Genomic DNA, 20,924 nt, shown 5'->3' with positions numbered 1-20,924 from the left:
GTCTATCACATTCTTAGGGAGTTGGTGGCGATAACATGGCCAAACGTTGCTCAGCCCACTCGACTGCGGGGAGGAAGGATGACCCCAGTACATGTATGTGTCCTAAGAGTTTATCCAGTGCGGGCGCTGGATCCTCCCAATATGTAACGTCAGCGCCGCGGTCACTCCAGCCATTAACCATGTCGCGGGCTTGGCCTGCGGGAATAATGCCATCATGCAGCCCCTGCGCCACGAACACGGGAACGTCGGGAGCGATAAGCCCGATTTCTTGTTCAGAAATGGCGCGTTGAAAGACCTCGGCGGAGATGAGACTGGTCAAGCGCTGCCCAGATACGGTGAGGATGCTGGTGTCTGGAAGCGGGATGGTAAGAAGGCTCTCGGGGAGGCAATCGCGGCTTGATTGGTCGAGCCACTGTTGGCCGCGTGTGTTGAGCAAGGTGTTTATTGGCTCGCGGACCTCTGGGTAGATCTCATACATCCCGGTGATCACATATCCCAGTGCACCGGTAAGAGCAGTACCTTCCAAAGAACTGGAGACGGAAAGCAGATTAGCGGGAACTCCGCCAGCATAGGCTAGGGCGATGTTCACATCAGGGGCGTACGAGCGATGCATTTCTGCTGCGGCTGCAGATGCCCCGCCGCCTTGGGAATACCCCCACGGAATAAGGGGCGTGTGGTTGTTAACCTCCGGTAACCCCAGCGTGGTGACGGCTCGTCCCAAATCCAACAGTGCAGCACCTTGGGCTTTCCTATTCATATAGGAGTGGTTACCTGGAGTGCCCAATCCTTGATAATCGGTTAGTGCTACGGTCCAGCCACGGCTTAATAATGCGGTGGCAGAAAACATCTCATATTCTCCGCCTAGTGTGAGTAGCTTTGAAGGTGCACAGGAATCACCTGCTCCTTGGGTTCCTGGTGCGAGGAGTGCTACGGGGCGTGGGCCGGGGCCGTGCCATGGGGCGGTGGGTGTGAGCACGGCTCCGGTTACGGGGGTGGAAAAGCCGTTGGGGTGCGTAGACGTGTAGGCGATGCGTTTCATCTTTACTAACACGTCTAAGACAGGTGGTGAGACGTCTCGTTGGCTTAGGACAGTGCCCGGTGCGGTGTTTGTCGCAGAGGGGATAGATGAATAAAACCCGTCTGGGTCGGTATATGGGATGACCTGAGCTGTGGCCGGAGTGAACCCTGCATACAAAGCGGCAATAACGATTGTTGCTAGAGCTTTGAGGAACGAGCTTTTAAAGTGAGGGGGAAAGAGCATATACACGACCACTTCTAGATAGTTTTGCTAAGAAAAGTAATGGATCTTTGAATCCTAGGGACTCTCAAGGGCTTTGTTTGGAGAGACACGCGCTAAATTTTGGTGCGCGTGAGGGTGTGGTCTTACCGGAGAGAATGACCTGCACAGTGTTGGGATAGGTCGATCATTCGGGGGTATTAGGTTAATTGAATGGAAAGGCAATGTTCTTTTATCTCGGTTGTCGGGCGTATGTTCTAGCCCATAGGGATACGTGAGACGGATCGCACCGATAGGCAACGTTGCTTAATTCGTAGAACTGCGTATTTCCGTTACTACCGCAAACATTCGAATCGAGGACACCGTGGCTGAACCACATTTAGGGGAAAACAGCCCCCTCCTACCAGCGAGGGAGCCACAAATTGCTGAGTCGAAGACACCCAAAGACAGGACGCACTGGCTTTATATCGCAGTGATTATTGCGGTTGCCGCAGGTATTGCTTTCGGCCTTATAGCTCCAGACCTTGCCAAAAACTTCAAAGTTATTGGCACGATGTTCGTGTCCTTAATCAAGATGATGATCTCCCCGGTGATCTTCTGCACGATCGTGTTGGGCATTGGCTCCGTTCGTGCTGCCGCATCGGTGGGTAAAGCAGGCGGATTGGCTTTAACGTACTTCATCATCATGTCCACTTTTGCTCTTGCCGTGGGTCTCTTGGTGGGCAACCTCATTGAGCCGGGCAGCGGTTTAGACATCGAGGCTACCGCGGGCGAAGGTGCCGCCTTTGCTGATAAAGCCGAGCATGGAACGGGGCTGGTCGGTTTTATCCAGTCGATCATCCCGGAGACAGCTTTTTCTTCTTTGACCTCAGGTTCTGTGTTACAAACGCTCTTTGTGGCCTTGCTTGCAGGCTTCGCTGTCCAGGGAATGGGCAAAGCTGGCGAGCCCATCTTGCGCGGTATTGCTCATCTGCAGAAGCTCGTGTTCAAGATGCTCACCATGATTCTGTGGGTAGCGCCAATCGGCGCGTTTGGTGCTATCGCAGGCGTGGTGGGCGCAACGGGATTTGAGGCCGTTAAACAGCTTGCGATTTTGATGCTGGCTTTCTACATCACGTGTGTGTTGTTCATTTTTGTGGTGCTGGGAATCATTCTGCGCATCGGGGCAGGCTTTAATATCTGGAAACTCTTGAAGTACTTGGGTCGCGAACTATTGCTTATCGTTGCCACCTCCTCTTCCGAGTCCGCGCTGCCAAACTTGATGCGCAAGATGGAACACGTGGGTGTGGATAAATCGACTGTGGGAATCGTGGTTCCCACTGGCTATTCCTTTAACCTCGACGGCACGGCTATTTATCTCACCATGTCTGCCATCTTTATCTCGGATGCAATGAACAAGCCGCTCACTCTGGGGGAGCAGATTGGCCTCTTGGTCTTTATGATTATCGCGTCTAAAGGCGCAGCAGGAGTCTCCGGAGCGGGCATTGCCACGCTCGCCGCAGGACTACATTCGCATCGCCCAGAGCTTCTCGACGGCGTCGGCGTCATCGTGGGCATCGATCGCTTCATGTCTGAGGCCCGCGCTTTGACTAATTTCAGCGGCAACGCCGTGGCCACGATTTTGGTGGGACGCTGGACCAACACGCTTGACGTACAACGGGCACATGACGTACTCGATGGGAAGATTCCTTATGTGGAATCTGCCGACGATAGCGACGTGCACTTTAGTAACCCCACGGTGACTAACCCGGCGCATGCGACGCTGCAGCCCACCCCGCAGGTGGACCTCACGCGTTACCAGAAATAAACAAAAGGCTAGGCCCTAGGGCCTAGCCTTTAGCTTTTATTCGGTGGGAAGTCCGGCTTCCACCCAACCATCGGTGCCTCCGGCAACGTTGATGGCTTTGATATCACGAGCCACGAGGTATTCCACCACGCGGGCGCTGCGTCCACCAGATTTACAAATCACATAGACGTCTTGCTCTGTGTCTACTTCGTTGAGGCGCACAGTGAATTCGCTCATCGGAATGTTGATAGCGCCTAGAGCATGAACCTCAGCGTATTCGTCGGCCTCGCGGACGTCGATAAGCTGAGCACCTTGTGGGATATCGCGTACCGATATTTCCATGTTAAGCCTTGAATCGCTCGATAGCCTCGGCGTGGATCTTTTCTGCTTCAGCCTTATCGCCCCAGCCGGAGCCGGTGACTTCCTTGTTTGGCTCAAGATCCTTGTAGTGCACAAAGAAGTGCTCGATCTCGTTGCGCAGGAACTCAGAGACATCGGTGATATCCTGAATGTGATCCCAGCGAACGTCGTCGATGACGCAGAGCAACTTGTCGTCGCCGCCTGCTTCATCGGTCATCTTGAACACACCAACGGGGCGTGCCTTAACGATCACGCCGGGGAATACTGGCTCAGGAAGGATGACTAGAGCATCCAAGGGATCGCCGTCCTCGCCAAGAGTGTGATCGATGAAGCCGTAATCCAGCGGATACGCCATGGGGGTGAACAGGTAGCGGTCGAGGTAAACCTTGCCGGTTTCATGATCGACCTCGTACTTGTTACGGGAACCCTTGGGGATCTCGATGGTGACTTCCATGGTCATGCGATGCTCCTTAATAGAATCGGAATACTACCGTACTAGGATAGCGGCAATGAAGAAGTGGTGGATGTCAACAGTGGTAGTAACGGCTGCGGTCATAGCGACGGTGGTGTTCGCTGTTGCTAATGTGCTGGTACATGATCCGGTGCAGGTAGATAAGCCGGAACGCGGTATTACGGCCCTTGAAGCGAAAGATGTGGATAATACTGGGCTGAAGGCCACCTTGAGCGCAATGGCTCAAGATAGGCGGCTGGGTAACTTTGGAGCAATGATCACTGATATCACCACAGGTGAAGTGGTCCTTTCTCACAATGCTGAGACTGCATTGACCCCAGCCTCAGCAACAAAATTACTCACAGCCGCAGCCGCATTGTATGAGCTCGGCCCGCAGGACCGCATAGTCACAGAGGTGCGGAAGAAAGACCGGACGGCAATAATCAAAGGCTCCGGAGACGTGTGGCTGACTCACGAGCAAATTGACTCCTTAGCTGCGCAGATCGGCACAGGGGTAGACACTGTGCTTGTCGACGCCACCGCATGGAAAGACAAACTCCTCCCCGGATGGGACCCCGCTGATGTGGACGCCGGATTCGTAGCTCCCTTGGAGCCTGTGATGCTCTATGGGGGACGGCTGGGGGCAACCTCAGGCGATGTTCCTAGGAGCCATCGTCCGGCCTTTGATGTAGCAGAAGCCCTGGCCAAGCGATTGGGCGCGGGGACCGTTGGATACACGGATTCCTCGGAGGGGGACGTGGTTGCTCGTACCGAGTCGCCAACGTTGCAAAAGCGCATCTCCATGATGATGGAAGACTCAGATAACGTTATGGCGGAAGCCATTGGCCGGGAACTCTCCGCGGAGCGTCCCGTGGAGGCAACCCTCGACGTGCTGAGAAAAAATGGCGTAGACGTCAATGGTTCAACGGTCGTGGATAACTCTGGACTGAGCTTGGATAACCGGATCACTCCGAAACTACTCAGCCAGGTGGCTGCCGCTTCCGTGTTGGCGCTACCGGTAGCTGGTGGCACGGGAACGCTGGAGAACCGCTTTAACAACACACCTGGAGCTGGTTGGGTCCGCGCAAAAACTGGCACGCTGACCGGGGTCTCTGCGTTGGCGGGAGCTGTGCCGTCGAAAAGCGGGCACGTGTATAGCTTTGCCATGATCTCTAATGGCTCCGAGATTAGACAGGCTCGCGAGGCCCTCGACGCCATTGCGAATGCGGTGCGTGAGGCTTAGATGTTCTGGCCACGAAAAAGCCCACGCTTTATGGCCTGCCGGGTCGCAGTTCGGGCGGTAACCGACCGTGACGTGGTGGTGGGACTTTCGGGTGGGCCGGATTCCCTGGCACTCGTCGCCGCCCTGGTCGCCGAGAAATATCGGGTGCTAGCTGTGTGCGTGGATCATGGCCTGCAGCAGGGATCGGAGCGTGTGGCGGAACGTGCGGCGGAGACCGTGCGGGGGCTAGGCGCGGAAGCCACTGTGGTCCAGGTGGACGTGGAGAAAAGTGGAAGCCTCGAAGCGAACGCGCGCCGGGCTCGCTACGAGGCTCTGCGAGGGTTTGGAAAACCGGTAGTGGTGGGCCATACCGCGGACGATCAGGCCGAGACATTGTTGTTGGGCGCGCTGCGAGGGAAGGCCGCCGGCATGCTGGTTCAGGGAACCGTGTGGCGGCCTTTCTTGTCGGTGCGCCGTGCAGATACCGTGGGTGCATGTGCGGAATTGGGGTTAGAGCCGTGGCACGATCCGCATAATGACCAAAGAGAATTTCGGCGCGTTGCTATCCGCCAACAGGTGCTTCCGCTGCTCTCTGACATCATCGGCGGCGACCCTGTCCCCGCGTTGGCGCGAGCTGCTATGAATATTGCGCACGACGATGAAGCCTTGCAGGTCAGCGATGTAACTTTGGATGAGTTGCGGGCAGCGCATCCAGCTTTTCGACGTCGCTATCTCGCTGCTTTCCTCCGGGAAAACAAAGCACCTGTCACAGGCGCTAACATCGACGCAGTAGAACGCCTGGTCACCGATTGGCATGGCCAAGGCGGCGTAGCGGTTGGCAACAGGTTGGAAGTAATCCGCAAAGATGGCAAACTTTTGTCGAAAGAAAGGTGACAGATGCACGACAAGAAGGATTATCAAGTGCCCGTCAACTCCTACGGAGCTGACGTTGAGGCCGTCCTCGTGAGCGAAGAAGAACTCCAGACCCGCATCAAGGAGATGGCGGCGCTGGTGTCAGAGAAGTACCGCGACGAAGAGGACGATCTCGTCTTGATCTGTGTGCTCAAGGGTGCGGTATTCTTCCTCACCGACTTTGCCCGGGCTCTCGACATCCCCTGCCAGATGGAATTCATGGCGGTGAGTTCCTACGGTAACTCCGCCACGTCTTCTGGCATGGTGCGGATTCTGAAGGATTTGGACCGCAACATCCAGGGCTGCAACGTAGTGATTATCGAGGACATCATTGATTCCGGCCTCACACTTAAATGGCTGATTCGTAACCTCAATGGGCGTAAGCCAAAGTCCTTGGAGATCGTCGCGTTGCTGCGTAAACCTGAGGCAGTGAAGACGGATATAGACTGCCTTGACATCGGTTTTGATATTCCCAATGAATTTGTGATCGGTTACGGTCTAGACTTCGCAGAGAAGTACCGCGACTTGCCGTTTGTCGCTTCGCTGCATCCTAAGGTTTACAAGTGAACAAAAAAATCCTGCAGTATTCGGTGATTGCCGCCATCGTCTTGATGGCCATCTATGTCTTTACTTTGCTGGGCAATGACGCCCGTGGCTATAAGCAAGTAGATACATCTGTTGCTATCGCTCAGTTGGACAAGAAAAACGTCAAAGAAGTCCAAATCGACGATCGCGAACAGCGCATCCGCATCAAGCTCAAGAACGCCATCGACCACGAGGGTCGCGAGGTTTCTGAGATCCTGGCTCGGTATCCCGCGCGTACGTCCCCGGAGATCTTTAGCAAGGTAGAGAAGTCCGAGGCAGAGAAGTACTCCACCAACGTGAATAAGGAGAACTTCCTCGTTTCCATGCTCGGATACATCCTGCCGATGCTGATCGTTTTTGGTCTCATTATGTGGATGTTCTCCCGTATGCAGGGAAACAGCATGTTCGGCTTTGGTGGTTCCCGCGCTAAGGAACTGAACAAAGACATGCCCACCAACACGTTTGCAGACGTGGCTGGTGCAGAAGAGGCCGTGGATGAGTTGCATGAGATCAAGGACTTCCTTGAAGACCCATCCAGGTATGAGCAGCTGGGCGCAAAGATCCCACGTGGTGTTTTGCTGTACGGTCCTCCCGGTACGGGTAAGACCCTCTTGGCTAGGGCCGTTGCCGGAGAAGCCGGTGTGCCGTTCTACTCAATCTCTGGTTCTGACTTCGTAGAGATGTTCGTTGGCGTGGGTGCTTCCCGCGTGCGTGACCTTTTCAAACAAGCCCGCGAGAACAGTCCCTGCATCATCTTTATCGACGAGATCGACGCCGTGGGCCGGCAGCGTGGCTCCGGTATGGGCGGCGGACACGACGAGCGCGAGCAGACGCTTAACCAGATGCTGGTGGAAATGGACGGCTTTGGTGACCGCGAAGGCGTGATCATCATGGCTGCTACTAACCGACCAGACATTCTGGATCCGGCTTTGCTGCGTCCTGGCCGTTTTGACCGCCAGATCCCCGTGAGCAACCCCGACCTCAAGGGGCGCGAACAAATCCTCCGCGTCCATGCCAAGGGCAAGCCCTTTGCTCCAGACGCAGACATAGAGTCACTGGCTCGTCGTACTGCCGGCATGTCCGGTGCAGACCTCGCCAACGTACTCAACGAGGCCGCGTTGCTCACGGCGCGTATTGGCAAGACCGTGATTACCGCTGATGCTTTGGAAGAGGCCACAGATCGAGTAGTCGGCGGTCCGCGCCGCTCCAAGGTGATTTCCGAGAAGGAAAAGAAGGTCACCGCATACCACGAGGGTGGACACACGTTGGCCGCCTGGGCGCTGAAAAACATTGAGCGGGTGTACAAGGTCACCATCTTGGCGCGTGGACGTACCGGTGGACATGCCATGACTGCGCAAGAAGATGACAAAGGCATGTACAACCGCGATGAGCTGTACGCACGCCTCGTCTTTGCCATGGGTGGACGCGCGGCTGAGGAGCTGGTGTTTGGTGAGCCCACCACCGGCGCCTCCGCAGATATTGAGCAGGCAACCAAGATAGCCAAGGCCATGATTACGGAGTACGGCATGTCGCCGACCCTAGGCATGGTCAAATACGGCGAAGAACAAGGCGATCCTTTTGCCCGTGGTGGCAGCGGCGGAGTACTGGAGTACTCGCCAGAGGTCGCGGCACAGATTGACCGCGAGATGCAGTATTTGCTCGATCGTGCGCACACCGAGGCGTACATGATCCTTGCCGAGTACCGCGATTATTTGGATCGCTTGGCAGAGAAGCTCTTGGAGAAGGAGACTCTGCGTCGCCCCGATCTGGAGGAGCTCTTCCACGGCATCGTTCCGCGTGAGGTGGGGGATGTCTTCCCGGATGAAGACGCCCGTTTCCCACGCCAAGCCGGACGCGAGCCAGTGAAGACCCCCACAGAGTTGGCTATCGAGCGCGGCGAAGAACCCCCGAAGCCGTTCACGCTTCTCGACGCTTCCAAGGCGGAGCGTGCGCGTCGTCAAAGTGAAAGGGCAGATCGTGTTTGATCGCGATCGCGCGGAAGCAGCAGTCCGGGAACTCCTTATTGCGGTGGGCGAGGACCCGGAGCGTGAAGGACTCCAAGAAACACCGGCGCGTGTGGCAAAGGCATATGCAGAGGTCTTTGCCGGCCTGCACACGGACCCTACGGAGGTCTTGAACAAGACTTTTAGCGAGGACCACCGTGAGCTAGTACTGGTTCGAGACATCCCGATCTACTCAACGTGCGAGCATCACCTGGTGCCTTTCTTTGGCACGGCGCACATCGGATACATTCCGGGACAGTCCGGGAAAGTGACGGGCCTGTCTAAGTTGGCGCGTTTGGTGGATCTGTATGCCAAGCGTCCCCAGGTGCAGGAGCGATTAACCTCTCAGGTAGCCGATGCTCTGGTAGAAAAACTGGAAGCTCAGGCCGTGATCGTGGTGATCGAATGTGAGCACCTGTGCATGGCGATGCGTGGCATCCGTAAGCCAGGAGCCACCACCACCACATCTGCGGTTCGAGGCGGTTTCCAAACCAACGCGGCCTCCCGTGCGGAGGTTTTGAGCCTTATTCGGAGCTGACATGACGCACGTAATGGGAATCGTCAACGTGACTACTGATTCCTTTTCTGATGGCGGAAAGTATCTCGATCTCGACTCCGCGGTGGCGCATGCCAAGCAACTCGTGGCAGAGGGCGCGGACATCATCGACGTAGGCGGTGAGTCCACCCGCCCAGGTGCCACTCGCGTGAGCGAGCAGGTTGAGCTTGCCCGCGTCGTTCCTGTGATTAAAGCCCTGCATGCTGAAGGAATCAGGACGTCAGTAGATACCATGCGTGCCTCGGTCGCTGCCGCAGCAGCCGAGGCCGGGGTTAGCATGCTTAACGACGTCTCCGGCGGCCTCGCAGATAAGAACATGTACTCGGTTATGGCTGATACACAGCTTCCCGTGTGCTTGATGCACTGGAAAACGGGGACCTTTGGCGATGCCGCAGGCGCGCATCATACCGACGTGGTGCGTGAAGTTCATGAGGGCCTGGACATACTCGTTGATAACGCCCTTGCCGCTGGCATTGACGCGAAAGCCATTGTCATCGACCCAGGCCTCGGGTTTGCTAAAACCGCAGAGGACAACTGGGCTTTATTGAACGCTCTTCCAGAATTTATGAGAGAGTATCCGGTACTCGTGGGGGCGTCGAGAAAGCGCTTTTTAGCTAGCCTAGGCTCAGACGTGGACGCGGCGACTGCCGCAGTCACAGCAATCGCAGCGCATCAAGGCGTGTGGTGCGTCCGGGTGCACAACGTGGCGCTATCCCGTGCCGCTGTGGATGTTGCGGCGAAATGGAGGAAGCATGGATCGCATTGAACTGAAAGGCCTTAAAGGCTACGCCTATCACGGTGTCTTTGAGCACGAGAAGCGCGAGGGCCAGGAGTTTCTTGTGGATATCACCTGTTGGCTCACCTTTCCCGCTCAGGATGACCTGACCCAGACGGTGCATTATGGCGAGCTGGCTCAGCTGGCATATGGAATCCTTACTGGAGAGCCGCGCGATCTGATTGAGACTGTCGCATCGGAAATCGCCGATACGGCCATGAGCACTTTCCCGCTTTCGGGCATTGAAGTGACGGTGCATAAACCGCATGCGCCCATCCCGCTCGAATTTGCCGACGTAGCTGTGGTGGCAAGGCGATAACATGAGAGCAGTCTTATCCATCGGTTCTAACATGGACGATCGCTATGCCCTCTTAAGGTCGGCGTACGAGGAGTTCTTACCTGACCTCGTTGCTGCATCGAGTATTTATGCCACTCCGCCGTGGGGCGTGGAAGATCAGGATGAGTTCCTTAACGCGGTGCTCATCGTGGATGTGGATGAGACACCGATGGAACTGCTCAAACGCGGTCAGGCTTTAGAACAAGCTGCGGAGCGCAAGTGGATTCAGCATTGGGGCCCTCGTACCCTCGACGTAGATATTGTGTGTATTGAGGGCGTGACATCAGATGATCCCGAACTGACACTGCCGCATCCCTATGCACACGAGCGCAATTTCGTACTGGTTCCGTGGCTTGAGGCGGACCCTCACGCAACCCTAAACGGGCGTCCATTATCGGAGCTGATCACCGGAACCTTCCCGATTGTGGGGGCCTTATGAAACAAACCTCCGTCCTCGGGCTGTTAGGGGTTTTCCTCTTCTGCGCTCTTGCGTCCTTTATTTTGGTGATGCGATTTTATGGCGTGCTGCCCTCGGTTCCTTTGGGGGTGGCGATATGCCTGTGGGGGATGACGGTGTTGTGCGTGCTCTTAGCTGTGCGGGTGCGGACACGTATTAAAGATGACCAGATCGGACAAGATCGCTCACAACTAAATCCGGTGACAGCCGCGCAGTTCCTTGTGATAGGCAAAGCCTCTGCATGGACAGGAGCTATTTTCGGCGGGGGCTATGTGAGCCTGGGAATCTTTGTGCTCACATCGCATATTTCTGCGCAAGATCTACTTATCGTGATTGCCTCTGCGCTCGGTGGGGTGGCGATGTCTGCGGCAGGATATTGGTTAGAAAAATCGTGTACGGTGCCGCCTGTGGATGCAGTGCGGTAGTTTGGATGGCATGAAGGACAACGGGCAGAAGTTACTCATTGCGCTTGTCGTGCTGTCTTTGGTGGCAAGCATAATCATGCTGTTCACTGGTAACCAGGGAGTACTCAAGCTTGCATTGCTTGCGGCGCTCTGGGCAGCCGTGCTCGGATTCTTTCTGGTGGGCCGTTACCGTGCGCAGGCAGAAGCTCTAGAGCAACGCGTCGAGGAACAAGAGACCTTGGCGCAGATTAGAGAGCAAGTGGCGCAAGTGCGGACTCAACTGGAAACCCTCACGGGGCAGGTTTTTGTTGAGCCGACGATGATCCAAGCACAGGCCACTCGGATCCCAGAAATCGAGCAGGCTAGCGATCAAGAAAAAGCAGAAGAGCTGCGTGCTGCTGCCTTTAGAAATGCCGTTGCTGCGGAGACCAATAGCTTTGCCAAGGTGGATTGGGTCCCCACCGAACCTGAACCGCATGGCCGGCGCCGACGAGAAGAGCGCTCAGACGCGGTTTCCGTCGCTGATTTGCTAAAGCGCAATCGGTGAGGCCGGTTCTTTCGATCAGCGGGAACAATGAGCTTGTTACTCGGCTGATTGCTGTGGGGCACCGCCGTGCTGTGGAACACGCGGAATTAGCATTTGATGAGCCCGCTTGGGACGGTCTCGTGGGGCGATTATCCGGTATGTCCTTTGTCCTTAAAGAATTAAAGCCGGATATTTACGCTGTTACCGCCACAAACGACGTCGCTGCGACCGTGGCTGAGCTCTTGCTCGCAGAGATCGGAGCGCATGCTATTCATGTATCGCAAGATAAATGGCCAGAGCTGCTCGCTGGACTAGTACAGGTCCAACAGCTAGAACAGATGCGTGATTCAGCGCGGGTACTGCTTCAACCCATGCTGGGCGATATTACTGAGGAATTGTTGTAAGGGAATTATGTTTCAATTTGGCCAGGCGCAGGTTTTTGACGATATTGCGATGGTAAGTCGTGCTTTTAGGAAACAAGGCAAGCCCGTTGTGTTGGTCTCTATTGGCACGCAAGTGCACGCGGGACACGTAGCGTTGCTCCGGACGGCGAAGCGAATCCCGGGGGCCGTGGTTGTCGTGGTAGCTCGTGAGAACCAGCCGGCATTCGCCGAAGAACGAGTCGATGCCGTCTACATTGATCACAGCGAGCCAGAGCGCACGCTTATCGACGCCTCCCCTCGGCTGACACGTCGGATAGCACTGCTGAACCTGGTCGGCCCTACAGACGTCATCTACGGCGAGGACGATTATGCATTCTTGCTGCAGACGCAGCGTGCGATTACTGACCTACATATACCGGTCAAGGTGCATTCGGTGCCTACGGTGCGGATGCCAGACGGAATAGCCATTTCCTCCCATAACGCCCTGATCCCCGCGGAGGATCGAGAGAAAGCATTGGCTCTTTCTGCTGCGGTTACCGCGGGGGCGCTGAGAGGCGTTGACGCTGCGAAACAGGTGCTTGTTGCAGCTGGGGTAGAACCGGACTATGTTCGCTGTGAAGATAACCGCGTGTATGTGGCGGCTACCTTCGGCGGAGTCCAGTTGATCGATAGTGCTAGTGATCTGAACCAGGAATAACAGTCGTGTGGTCGCGGGGTTCCTCGACGTAGAGCGGCATGTCCTTCTTTGCCTGGTAGAACGGCTCGTGAATGGGGGCTAGAGGTTCCACGCCCTTGATCAGGTCGGCAGCTTTTTCTGCCATCATGACCACGGGGGCGTAGATGTTTCCGTTAGTGATAATCGGCATGACGGAAGCGTCGCAGACGTAGAGCCCTTCAACGCCATGAACCTGCATCGTGTCGGGGTCTACCACCGCGTATTCGTCGTCAGCAGAACCCATTTTTGCGGTACATGATGGGTGCAGAGCCGTTTCTGCGTCGTTACGCACCCATTCCAGAATCTCCTCATCAGTCTGCACTTGCGGGCCGGGGGAGATTTCTCCGTCTGTGAACTCCTTCATCGCAGGGGTGTCTAGCAGCTTGCGGGAGGTCCGGACGGCTTCTACCCACTCGCGTCGATCTTGGTCGGTAGCCAGGTAGTTGAAGATAATTTCTGGCTTTTCCTTGGGATCTGGCGAGGTGATATGAACGTGGCCGAGGGTATCGGAATACATCGGGCCGACGTGGAATTGGAAGCCGTGTTCGCCTTCTGGCTGGGAGCCGTCGTAGCGGATCGCCATTGGAAGGAAGTGGAACATGAGGTTGGGGTAGTCCTCGTCGTCGTTGGAACGAGCAAATCCGCCTGCCTCAAAGTGGGAGGACGCCACGGGGCCCTTCTTGGTGAGCAGCCATTGCAGACCAATCTTGGGGCGATTGATCATCTTGTAGTAGGGCTGCGAGCTCACCGGTTGGGTGCAGTTGTACTGCACATAGACCTCGAGGTGGTCCTGAAGATTGGCGCCGACACCGGGGAGGTGCTTACGAACTTCCACGCCGGCCTTTTCCAAGACCTCGCGGTCGCCGATTCCGCTCACCTGTAGCAGCTGTGGGGTATTGAACGCACCGCCGCAGAGAATCACCTTGTCTGCGTGGACTCGACGAGTCTTCCCCTTCCATTCGTATTCCACGCCGGTGGCTTTGTCACCGGTGAAAAGGATACGAGTGGTGAATGCGCGGGTGCGCACGTCAAGGTTCTTACGGGATTTCACTGGGTGGAGATACGCGCGGGCTGCGGAGAGTCGCTTGCCCTTGAAGATGTTGCGGTCGAAGGGGGCGAACCCCTCCTGGCGGTATCCATTGACGTCGTTAGTCAGCTTGTAGCCGGCTTCCTGCACGGAGCGGAAAAATGCTTGGAAGAGCGGGTTTGTGGCAGGACCGCGGGTGAGCTTGAGAGGACCATCATGGCCGCGACGTGGGTCGTCGGGGTCGGCTGCTAGCGCAGTTTCCATCTTGTTGAAGTAGGGCAGCACATGGGCATAGTCCCAGTTCTGCATGCCCGGCAGCTTTCCCCATTTCTCATAATCCATGGGGTTTCCGCGTTGGAAGATCATGCCGTTGACGGAGCTGGAACCGCCAAGCACTTTGCCGCGTGCGTGGTAGATGCGGCGCCCATTCATTTCCGGCTCTGGCTCGGACTCGTAGGCCCAGTCGTAGTACTTGTTGCCAATCGGGAACGAGAATGCCGCGGGCATGTGAATGAAAAGATCCCAGAGTGAATCGGAGCGCCCGGCTTCTAGCACCATGACCGAGGAGCCATCTTCGCTGAGGCGGTTAGCCAAGACAGAACCTGCGGAGCCGCCACCCACGATCACCACATCGCGGTGTCGATCCTCAACCGTTTCTCCAGCCGTGTCGTGCGAAAACAAATGGATGTCCTTTCTGAATCGTTTCCGTCCAGTCTGCCAGCGTCCCGGTGTCCCGGCCACGGCTCTGTGTATTCTCGGGTCAGGTTCCCTCTTCGGAGAATATGCAGTTCACCGCAATATTTCGGGTGGGGAAACTATCGAATATCGGCAGGTCATGCGGTGTAGTTCCTGTCGATCGGAAGAAATTATTGAGGAGTTATCCAGTAATGCCGAACACAGCATTAGGGGATGAGAGTGGACATGACTCTCCACCCGTAAATGGGGGTAAAGTCCTTGTTGGTTCCTACAACGTAGGAACGAGCGGGGTTCCTCCTGCCCGGACTAATTGGCCCGTCTTTCTCGCCTCGGCGGCGGGGATCCTCGCCGTGACGCTGTGGGCTTTTATTGGACGAGAATCCGCAGAAAAGGCACTTGGAAGCGTTACCACGTGGATCGCCACCAATTTTGGATGGTTTTATATCCTGACTGCCACAGTGGTGATCGTGTTTATTTTGGGGGTGGCTTTCTCGGGTGCCGGGAAGATCCGACTAGGCCCGGATCACTCTCGCCCTCAGTTCAAATTGTTCTCCTGGTCGGCGATGCTCTTTGCTGCTGGTATCGGCGTGGACCTCATGTTCTTCTCTGTGGCAGAACCGGTGGCTCAGTATTACGGGCCACCCGTGGGAAGCGGGGAAACCCGTGAAGCTGCAGAAGAGGCAGTCGTGTGGGCGCTCTTCCACTATGGTTTTACCGGATGGGCCATGTATTCGCTTATGGGAATGGCATTTGGCTATTACGCATATCGGTTGAATATGCCGCTTGCTATTCGCTCGGCGCTGTATCCGCTCGTCGGCAAGCGTATCCATGGTCCGATCGGAGACTCTGTTGACGTGGCAGCCATGCTGGGAACTGTGTTCGGTATTGCGGCATCGCTGGGTATTGGCGTGGTGCAGCTGAATTACGGCATCAAGGTGCTCTTTGGCGTGGAAGAGGGTGCGACATGGCAGATCATCCTGGTGGTTGTCTCAGTGGCTATCGCGACGCTGTCTGCGGTATCCGGTGTGGATAAAGGCATCAAAATGCTCAGTGAGATCAATGTGGTCCTGGCCATTGCACTGATGGTGTACGTTGTGGTGGCAGGAAAGACGGCCTTCCTTCTCGACGGACTCGTGATGAACATCGGTGATTACGTAGCATCACTGCCCGGAATGACGATGGACACCTACGCCTTCGCGGACGATCCCGAGCATACAAAAGCCTGGCTCGGGGCCTGGACGCTGTTCTTCTGGGCATGGTGGGTAGCCTGGGCGCCTTTTGTTGGTCTGTTCCTTGCCCGCATCTCTCGAGGACGCACCTTGCGCCAGTTTGTCTTTGGGACGTTGAGCGTGCCTTTCCTTTTCATCCTTCTGTGGATGAGCTTCTTTGGTAATTCCGCGCTGGACATCGTCCGAGGCGGCAATGACGAGTTTGGGCATGCCGCAGCTGAGGAACCACAGCGAGGATTCTATGATCTGCTGGCCACCTATCCTGGGGCGACTGCGATTATCGCCCTGGCCACCTTGATTGGTCTGCTGCTGTACATCACCTCCGCGGACTCGGGTGCATTGGTGATGAGCAACTTCACCTCTACCACAACGCATTCAAGCCAGGACGGCCCAGTGTGGTCGCGCATCTTCTGGGCGGTGCTGGTGGGCGCGCTTACCGTGGTGTTGCTGCAGATCGACGGCGTGACCACTGTGCAGTCCGCGACAGTGGTGATGGGGCTTCCATTCACGGTGGTGATGTATCTGATCATGCTGGGATTGGTCAGGTCCTTCAGGCTGGAACGTGCCCAAGTGGATGCCCGGACAATCTCCATGCACGGGGCGATGTCTGGGCGTAGCTCGGATGGCAGTACGTGGCGTCGTAGGTTGAGCCGCGCTAACACCTGGCCTAGCGCTGCAAAGACGCAACGGTTCCTGGAAGAAGTAGCTACCCCGGCGCTCAAGCAGGTGGCTCAGGAGCTGTGCGATCGTGGCCTTGATGCCTCACTTGTTGCTACCGACGTGCCGGAATCCCCGGTGGGAAGCCTCGACCTCACGGTTGATCTGGGAGACGAGCAAAACTTCCGCTACCAGCTGTTTGCGGTATCTAATCCCGTGCCATCCTTTACCAAGAACCCAGGAAAAGAGCACTACTACCGCATTGAGGTTTTCGACCTCACAGGTTCTCTTGGATATGACGTTTTTGGGTACACAGGTGAACAACTCATTGATAATGTGCTCGATCTCTATGAGCGTCATCTGGAGTTCCTCCACATGCAAAAAGACTTGCCAGGCAGTTCTGATCTCAGTGACGGCGCTCAGCCGGTACGCTTCTGGCGCGAAGACCACTAAGGAGAATTTATGCTTTTTGATCCAACCACGTCCCCCTTGCTCACAGACGCATGCGCTCATGGTCCCGCGACGCTGTTTATCGACGGACAGTGGGTCCCTGCGCTCGATGGCGAGACCCGTGTGATTACCAATCCAGCCGACCGCAGCGTTGTGGGCACTGTCTCTGAGGCCTCCGAGGCAGATACAGAAAAGGCTATTAAAGCCGCGCGACGGGCCTTTGACGCTGGGGAGTGGGCGCCGGCAGTAGAGCGCGGAAAAATTCTGCTGAAAGTGGCAGACGCTATCCGGGAGAACAAGGACCAGCTTGCGCGCGCGGAGTCCGCGGACACCGGTAAGCGGCTTGTTGAGTCCGAGCTAGACATGGACGATATTGCAAACGCCTTTGAGTACTTTGGCACCCTGGCGCAGCATTCGGCGGGGCGAGTGGTTGATCCAGGAGACCCCAACGTGCGCTCACGTATCGACGCCGAGCCTATAGGGGTATGCGGTCTTATTACCCCGTGGAACTATCCACTGCTTCAAGTGGCGTGGAAGGTTGCTCCTGCTCTGGCAGCCGGTAACACTTTCGTGTTAAAACAGGCCGAGCTCACCCCACATACCGCCATGATGCTCATGACTATTTTGAGCCAGGCGGGTGTTCCTGCGGGCGTGGCCAACCTGATTACTGGCGCTGGTGCGCGCTGCGGAAATCCCTTATCCGTGAGCCCAGACGTGGATATGGTTTCTTTTACCGGCGGGCTTGAGACCGGAAAAATTATCGCGCGTAATGCCGCTGAGACGGTCAAACGAGTGGCGTTGGAGCTTGGCGGTAAGAATCCCAATGTGATCTTTGCTGACGCCGATTTTGATGCCGCAGTGGATAACGCTCTCAACGCGGCCTTCGTCCACTCAGGGCAAGTGTGCTCCGCAGGCTCCCGGCTTGTTGTGGAAGAGTCGATTCACGACGCATTTGTTGCCGAGCTGGTCAAGCGCGCAGAAAAGATTCGTCTGGGTGGGCCGCTGGATGAGAATGCAGAGACTGGCCCGCTTATCTCTGCAGAACACCGTGACAAGGTGCACGCGTACGTCGAACGTGCCAAGGAACAGGGTGCGCAGGTGCTTACCGGTGGGCTTCCGGAAGAAATGGGAGGGGAGTTTTATCTGCCTACCGTTATCGACGGCTGCACTCGCCAGATGGACTGCGTGCACGATGAGGCATTCGGCCCCACTGTGACCGTGGAGACCTTCCAGACGGAAGAGGAAGCCGTAGAAATAGCCAACGACACAACGTATGGCTTGGCCGGTGCCGTGTGGACCCGCGACGCTGGTAAGGCGGAGCGCATGGCTCGTGCGATGCGTCACGGGACTATCTGGATAAACGATTTCCACCCCTACCTGCCGCAAGCGGAGTGGGGTGGAATGAAACAATCAGGAAATGGTCGGGAGCTTGGTCCTACGGGCTTGGCCGAGTACCAAGAGCTCAAGCATGTGTATCAGAACATCGCGCCGGGTGTCACCGGCTGGTTTGCCGGTTAGACGGAGACTTTTTCCTCAGCGATGGTGCGCTTTGCGTTGAACTGGACGGCGTCGAGAAGCTTTTCTTGCTTTGCGACGATAGCCGGGACAACTACCTGGCCCGTCACGTTCACTGCGGTACGGCCCATATCGATGATTGGCTCGATGGCGAGTAGCAGGCCAACGCCTTCCAAGGGGAGTCCCAAGGTGGACAACGTGAGCGTGAGCATCACGGTAGCCCCTGTGGTTCCGGCAGTGGCTGCAGATCCGAGGACGGAAACGATAACGATCAAAACGTAATCGGTGAAGTTGAGCGGTACGCCGTAGAACTGAGACACAAATATCGCAGCTACTGCCGGGTAGACCGCAGCGCAGCCGTCCATCTTGGTGGTTGCGCCCAGCGGTACGGCGAAGGAAGCGTAGTGCTTGGGAACGCCGATTGCCTCAGCTGTCTGCTCGGTGACGGGCATAACGCCCATGGAGGAACGGGTGACAAAGCCCAGGGACGTTACAGGCCAGACGCGGCGGTAGAACTGGGTGACATTAAGGCCATGCAGCTTCAAAGTCACGGGGTAGATTACGAGCAAGACGATAGCTAGACCGACATAGACGGTAAGAACAAACTTGCCCAGGGCACCCATGGCGTCAAAGCCGTAGGTAGCCACAGCCTTGCCGATAAGAGCGGCGGTGCCGATGGGGGCAAGTCTAATAATCCACCACAGCACCTTCTGAATGATCTCCAGTAGTGAGCGGTTGAAGTTGATAAAAGGTTCGGCTTTCTCGCCGACTTTCACCGCCGCGATTCCTAGGGCGATGGCCACTACCAGCAGCTGAAGCACGTTGAAGCTGAGTCCGGTGGAGGCTACGCCATCGACGACCTTGGTATGCGCTTCTAGACCCACGAGATTGGTGGGGACGATTCCTTCAAGGAACGCCCACCACGAGCCAACAGACGACGGCGCTGCCGAGGTGTCCTGCAGCCCCGAGGTCTCGCCGGGCTTAAAGAGCAGGCCAACACCTATGCCCGCAAGTACTGAGAAGAATGCGGTAATGGCAAACCAGATAAGGGTTTTTACAGCCAGTCGTGCAGCATTAGTAACCTGGCGCAGGTTGGCAATGGAGGTAATAACGGCTGTCATAACCAGAGGCGGGATTAAGACCTTGAGGAGCGTGACATAATCGCTGCCCACGGTGGTAAGCGCGGTGGTAAGCCAGTTTCCGTCTGGCATTGAGTTGGCGATAAGGCCGAGGATAACTCCGGCGATAAGGCCGTAAATCACCTGAGCTCCAAAGCTATTCCACTTCATGATTCCCCTTTGGGTTGTGTTTGTTTCGTCTGGCACAACGCTAGTACAGGAATGTCTATTCCCAAAAGACAGATTGGTCTATAAAACTAAAGGGAAAACCCCAGGAATTGACCTCTACGCTGCTGTGACGCGATTCTGTACAGATCAGTCTGGGGTTAGATCGGGGTTAATTTTTTGCGGCCTGCCAGGCCGGGGGATTTCTCCGACGTTTTTAGGCAATCGCCCTGCTTTGCGGAGCTGGTCACGCAGCATCACCTCGATCTGAGCGTTGACGCTGCGCGCCTCGTCGTGAGCCCAGCGGGCGATAGCCTCGGCCACCGCCGGGTCAATGCGAAGGGGGATGCTTTTTCTGGGCATTTAGGTGTACAAGCTGCCTGTATTGATCATGGGTTGTGCGTTGTTGTCAGAACAGAGGACTACGAGCAGGTTGGAAACCATGGCTGCGCGACGCTCCGGGTCGAGTTCTACAATATCGCGTGATTCTAGCTGAGCGAGCGCGCTTTCGACCATGGAGACGGCGCCTTCGACGATGGTCTCGCGGGCGTCGACAATTGCGTTTGCCTGCTGGCGTTGCAACATGGCTTGGGCGATCTCCGGCGCATAGGACAGGTTGGAAATCCGTGCTTCGACGATCTCTAATCCGGCGACGGCGACCCGTGCGGCGACTTCGTCGGCAAGCTCTTTGGAAACGAGCTCGGTGGAGCCGGACAGCGACGGGAGATTTGCAGTTCCGCCATCGTAGGGGTGGGTGGTGGCTACGTGGCGCAACGCGGACTCGGCCTGGGAGTGAATGAACTCGTCCATGTCTTCCACGGCAAAAGTTGCTTTGGCGGTATCGGCTACCTGCCACACGATGATTGCGCCAATATTTACTGGATTGCCGTTGAGGTCGTTGACCTTGATCTCGTTGGTCTCAAAGTTGCGCACACGGACCGAAACTTTGACGGAGTTGCTCAGTGGTGGGTTAAGGGAGAGGCCGGTTGTTCGGTTTGTGCCAAGGTAGCGGCCAAAGAATTGCACCACCAGGGTGTGGCCGGGGGAGATGACCTTGATCATTCCAGCGAGGATGGAGAAGAGGATGAAGAGCACGATGCCGCATATAAGCGGCAGTACGCCGGTGCCGCTGTTTTTATCCAATAGGTAGACACCAAAGGCGGCGAGCGCGGCCGCGCCAGGAAGCCCAATGATCACCGCAAGGGCGGCGATGCCTGCAAGACCGCTACCTCCAATCCATGGGGTTTTTTCTGTGACGTCAACTTGGGCGCCTTCATGACCCACGGGGCGATCGGTGACTGTTGTCATGCCACTTCCTTTCAGTGAGGGAAAAGTGATATCAGATTAAATAATGTGAT

General features: G+C 56.3%; 22 protein-coding genes. 15 read left to right on the top strand and 7 right to left on the bottom strand.

Going from position 1 to position 20,924, the window contains the following annotated elements; all coding sequences use genetic code 11:
• Nucleotides 1-13 precede the first annotated feature (13 nt).
• Nucleotides 14-1,261: a lipase family protein gene (locus CKV68_RS04955; protein ID WP_095075712.1), complete on the bottom strand. Its 1,248-nt coding sequence runs from the start codon at nucleotides 1,259-1,261 to the stop codon at nucleotides 14-16.
• Between the two features lie 340 nt (nucleotides 1,262-1,601).
• Here CKV68_RS04955 and CKV68_RS04945 point away from each other — a divergent pair, with 340 nt between their 5' ends.
• Complete coding sequence (locus tag CKV68_RS04945) at nucleotides 1,602-3,044, top strand: cation:dicarboxylate symporter family transporter (protein ID WP_095075710.1); 1,443 nt, start codon at nucleotides 1,602-1,604, stop codon at nucleotides 3,042-3,044.
• Between the two features lie 36 nt (nucleotides 3,045-3,080).
• On the opposite strand, the gene CKV68_RS04940 is transcribed toward CKV68_RS04945, so the two are convergent.
• Both CKV68_RS04940 and CKV68_RS04935 read right to left on the bottom strand, forming a co-directional pair.
• Nucleotides 3,081-3,365 carry a rhodanese-like domain-containing protein gene (locus tag CKV68_RS04940; RefSeq protein WP_014526246.1) on the bottom strand — a complete coding sequence of 95 codons (285 nt, stop codon included), beginning with the start codon at nucleotides 3,363-3,365 and terminating at the stop codon, nucleotides 3,081-3,083.
• A gap of 1 nt (nucleotide 3,366) precedes the next feature.
• Nucleotides 3,367-3,843 carry an inorganic diphosphatase gene (locus CKV68_RS04935; protein ID WP_013242650.1) on the bottom strand — a complete coding sequence of 159 codons (477 nt, stop codon included), beginning with the start codon at nucleotides 3,841-3,843 and terminating at the stop codon, nucleotides 3,367-3,369.
• Nucleotides 3,844-3,892: 49 nt separating this feature from the next.
• On the opposite strand from CKV68_RS04935, the gene dacB reads away from it, so the two are divergent.
• From dacB to CKV68_RS04875, 12 genes are read left to right on the top strand one after another with little or no spacing between them, the layout of a single operon-like run.
• Entirely contained in the window at nucleotides 3,893-5,077 is a 1,185-nt protein-coding gene (dacB, locus tag CKV68_RS04930) for a D-alanyl-D-alanine carboxypeptidase/D-alanyl-D-alanine endopeptidase (protein WP_042891661.1), read from the top strand.
• A gap of 30 nt (nucleotides 5,078-5,107) precedes the next feature.
• On the top strand, nucleotides 5,108-5,950 hold the full coding sequence (tilS, locus tag CKV68_RS04925; RefSeq protein WP_095076239.1) for a tRNA lysidine(34) synthetase TilS: 843 nt from the start codon (nucleotides 5,108-5,110) through the stop codon (nucleotides 5,948-5,950).
• Between the two features lie 3 nt (nucleotides 5,951-5,953).
• A complete protein-coding gene (gene hpt / locus CKV68_RS04920; protein WP_014836795.1) occupies nucleotides 5,954-6,535 on the top strand; it encodes a hypoxanthine phosphoribosyltransferase in 582 nt (193 codons plus the stop codon).
• Between the two features lie 44 nt (nucleotides 6,536-6,579).
• A complete protein-coding gene (ftsH, locus tag CKV68_RS04915; RefSeq protein WP_095076238.1) occupies nucleotides 6,580-8,538 on the top strand; it encodes an ATP-dependent zinc metalloprotease FtsH in 1,959 nt (652 codons plus the stop codon).
• Nucleotides 8,531-9,094, top strand: coding sequence for a GTP cyclohydrolase I FolE (gene folE / locus CKV68_RS04910; protein ID WP_013912364.1), 564 nt, complete (start codon nucleotides 8,531-8,533; stop codon nucleotides 9,092-9,094). Before ftsH ends, folE begins: the two co-directional genes overlap by 8 nt.
• A 1-nt stretch (nucleotide 9,095) precedes the next feature.
• On the top strand, nucleotides 9,096-9,878 hold the full coding sequence (gene folP, locus CKV68_RS04905; RefSeq protein ID WP_095075709.1) for a dihydropteroate synthase: 783 nt from the start codon (nucleotides 9,096-9,098) through the stop codon (nucleotides 9,876-9,878).
• Complete coding sequence (folB, locus tag CKV68_RS04900; RefSeq protein ID WP_013912362.1) at nucleotides 9,865-10,206, top strand: dihydroneopterin aldolase; 342 nt, start codon at nucleotides 9,865-9,867, stop codon at nucleotides 10,204-10,206. Before folP ends, folB begins: the two co-directional genes overlap by 14 nt.
• Nucleotide 10,207: 1 nt before the next feature.
• Nucleotides 10,208-10,663, top strand: coding sequence for a 2-amino-4-hydroxy-6-hydroxymethyldihydropteridine diphosphokinase (folK, locus tag CKV68_RS04895; protein WP_095075708.1), 456 nt, complete (start codon nucleotides 10,208-10,210; stop codon nucleotides 10,661-10,663).
• Nucleotides 10,660-11,106 (top strand): DUF3180 domain-containing protein, encoded by a 447-nt coding sequence (locus CKV68_RS04890; RefSeq protein ID WP_095075707.1) that lies wholly within the window; start codon nucleotides 10,660-10,662, stop codon nucleotides 11,104-11,106. Before folK ends, CKV68_RS04890 begins: the two co-directional genes overlap by 4 nt.
• A 10-nt stretch (nucleotides 11,107-11,116) precedes the next feature.
• Nucleotides 11,117-11,632, top strand: coding sequence for a DUF6779 domain-containing protein (locus tag CKV68_RS04885; RefSeq protein WP_029974149.1), 516 nt, complete (start codon nucleotides 11,117-11,119; stop codon nucleotides 11,630-11,632).
• Nucleotides 11,629-12,015, top strand: coding sequence for a hypothetical protein (locus CKV68_RS04880; protein ID WP_014526241.1), 387 nt, complete (start codon nucleotides 11,629-11,631; stop codon nucleotides 12,013-12,015). Before CKV68_RS04885 ends, CKV68_RS04880 begins: the two co-directional genes overlap by 4 nt.
• Nucleotides 12,016-12,022: 7 nt before the next feature.
• Nucleotides 12,023-12,691 carry a pantoate--beta-alanine ligase gene (locus CKV68_RS04875; protein ID WP_023636321.1) on the top strand — a complete coding sequence of 223 codons (669 nt, stop codon included), beginning with the start codon at nucleotides 12,023-12,025 and terminating at the stop codon, nucleotides 12,689-12,691.
• Here the strand turns inward: CKV68_RS04875 and betA are convergent.
• Entirely contained in the window at nucleotides 12,669-14,417 is a 1,749-nt protein-coding gene (gene betA, locus CKV68_RS04870) for a choline dehydrogenase (protein ID WP_013912356.1), read from the bottom strand. The two genes, CKV68_RS04875 and betA, sit on opposite strands and share 23 nt — an antisense overlap.
• Nucleotides 14,418-14,623: 206 nt before the next feature.
• On the opposite strand from betA, the gene betT reads away from it, so the two are divergent.
• Nucleotides 14,624-16,771 (top strand): choline BCCT transporter BetT, encoded by a 2,148-nt coding sequence (gene betT, locus CKV68_RS04865; RefSeq protein WP_013912355.1) that lies wholly within the window; start codon nucleotides 14,624-14,626, stop codon nucleotides 16,769-16,771.
• 9 nt (nucleotides 16,772-16,780) lie between these two features.
• Nucleotides 16,781-18,286: an aldehyde dehydrogenase family protein gene (locus tag CKV68_RS04860; RefSeq protein ID WP_095075706.1), complete on the top strand. Its 1,506-nt coding sequence runs from the start codon at nucleotides 16,781-16,783 to the stop codon at nucleotides 18,284-18,286.
• Here CKV68_RS04860 and CKV68_RS04855 read toward each other — a convergent pair.
• The 3 genes from CKV68_RS04855 to CKV68_RS04845 all read right to left on the bottom strand — a co-directional run bounded on the left by CKV68_RS04855 (nucleotide 18,283) and on the right by CKV68_RS04845 (nucleotide 20,874).
• Nucleotides 18,283-19,572, bottom strand: coding sequence for a dicarboxylate/amino acid:cation symporter (locus CKV68_RS04855; protein WP_013912353.1), 1,290 nt, complete (start codon nucleotides 19,570-19,572; stop codon nucleotides 18,283-18,285). The two genes, CKV68_RS04860 and CKV68_RS04855, sit on opposite strands and share 4 nt — an antisense overlap.
• Nucleotides 19,573-19,716: 144 nt before the next feature.
• Nucleotides 19,717-19,929: a type II toxin-antitoxin system antitoxin gene (locus CKV68_RS04850; RefSeq protein ID WP_013912352.1), complete on the bottom strand. Its 213-nt coding sequence runs from the start codon at nucleotides 19,927-19,929 to the stop codon at nucleotides 19,717-19,719.
• Entirely contained in the window at nucleotides 19,930-20,874 is a 945-nt protein-coding gene (locus CKV68_RS04845; protein ID WP_095075705.1) for an SPFH domain-containing protein, read from the bottom strand.
• Nucleotides 20,875-20,924: the final 50 nt, after the last annotated feature.

Source organism: Corynebacterium ulcerans, from assembly GCF_900187135.1.
In the GTDB taxonomy this organism is placed as follows: Bacteria; Actinomycetota; Actinomycetes; order Mycobacteriales; family Mycobacteriaceae; genus Corynebacterium; species Corynebacterium ulcerans.
Note: the sequence above shows the minus strand (reverse complement) of the source record. Positions and strands in the feature narration are given on the sequence as shown.

Bases quoted from the DNA above. Each gene is read 5' to 3' on its own strand.
- CKV68_RS04940 (WP_014526246.1), bottom strand. From the start codon at position 3,365: ATGGAAATATCGGTACGCGATATCCCACAAGGTGCTCAGCTTATCGAC.
- CKV68_RS04875 (WP_023636321.1), top strand. From the start codon at position 12,023: ATGTTTCAATTTGGCCAGGCGCAGGTTTTTGACGATATTGCGATGGTA.
- folB (WP_013912362.1), top strand. From the start codon at position 9,865: ATGGATCGCATTGAACTGAAAGGCCTTAAAGGCTACGCCTATCACGGT.
- betT (WP_013912355.1), top strand. From the start codon at position 14,624: ATGCCGAACACAGCATTAGGGGATGAGAGTGGACATGACTCTCCACCC.
- CKV68_RS04955 (WP_095075712.1), bottom strand. From the start codon at position 1,261: ATGCTCTTTCCCCCTCACTTTAAAAGCTCGTTCCTCAAAGCTCTAGCA.
- ftsH (WP_095076238.1), top strand. From the start codon at position 6,580: ATGGCCATCTATGTCTTTACTTTGCTGGGCAATGACGCCCGTGGCTAT.
- tilS (WP_095076239.1), top strand. From the start codon at position 5,108: ATGGCCTGCCGGGTCGCAGTTCGGGCGGTAACCGACCGTGACGTGGTG.
- folK (WP_095075708.1), top strand. From the start codon at position 10,208: ATGAGAGCAGTCTTATCCATCGGTTCTAACATGGACGATCGCTATGCC.
- CKV68_RS04850 (WP_013912352.1), bottom strand. From the start codon at position 19,929: ATGCCCAGAAAAAGCATCCCCCTTCGCATTGACCCGGCGGTGGCCGAG.
- CKV68_RS04890 (WP_095075707.1), top strand. From the start codon at position 10,660: ATGAAACAAACCTCCGTCCTCGGGCTGTTAGGGGTTTTCCTCTTCTGC.
- folP (WP_095075709.1), top strand. From the start codon at position 9,096: ATGACGCACGTAATGGGAATCGTCAACGTGACTACTGATTCCTTTTCT.
- CKV68_RS04935 (WP_013242650.1), bottom strand. From the start codon at position 3,843: ATGACCATGGAAGTCACCATCGAGATCCCCAAGGGTTCCCGTAACAAG.
- CKV68_RS04885 (WP_029974149.1), top strand. From the start codon at position 11,117: ATGAAGGACAACGGGCAGAAGTTACTCATTGCGCTTGTCGTGCTGTCT.
- hpt (WP_014836795.1), top strand. From the start codon at position 5,954: ATGCACGACAAGAAGGATTATCAAGTGCCCGTCAACTCCTACGGAGCT.
- CKV68_RS04860 (WP_095075706.1), top strand. From the start codon at position 16,781: ATGCTTTTTGATCCAACCACGTCCCCCTTGCTCACAGACGCATGCGCT.
- CKV68_RS04845 (WP_095075705.1), bottom strand. From the start codon at position 20,874: ATGACAACAGTCACCGATCGCCCCGTGGGTCATGAAGGCGCCCAAGTT.
- CKV68_RS04855 (WP_013912353.1), bottom strand. From the start codon at position 19,572: ATGAAGTGGAATAGCTTTGGAGCTCAGGTGATTTACGGCCTTATCGCC.
- dacB (WP_042891661.1), top strand. From the start codon at position 3,893: ATGAAGAAGTGGTGGATGTCAACAGTGGTAGTAACGGCTGCGGTCATA.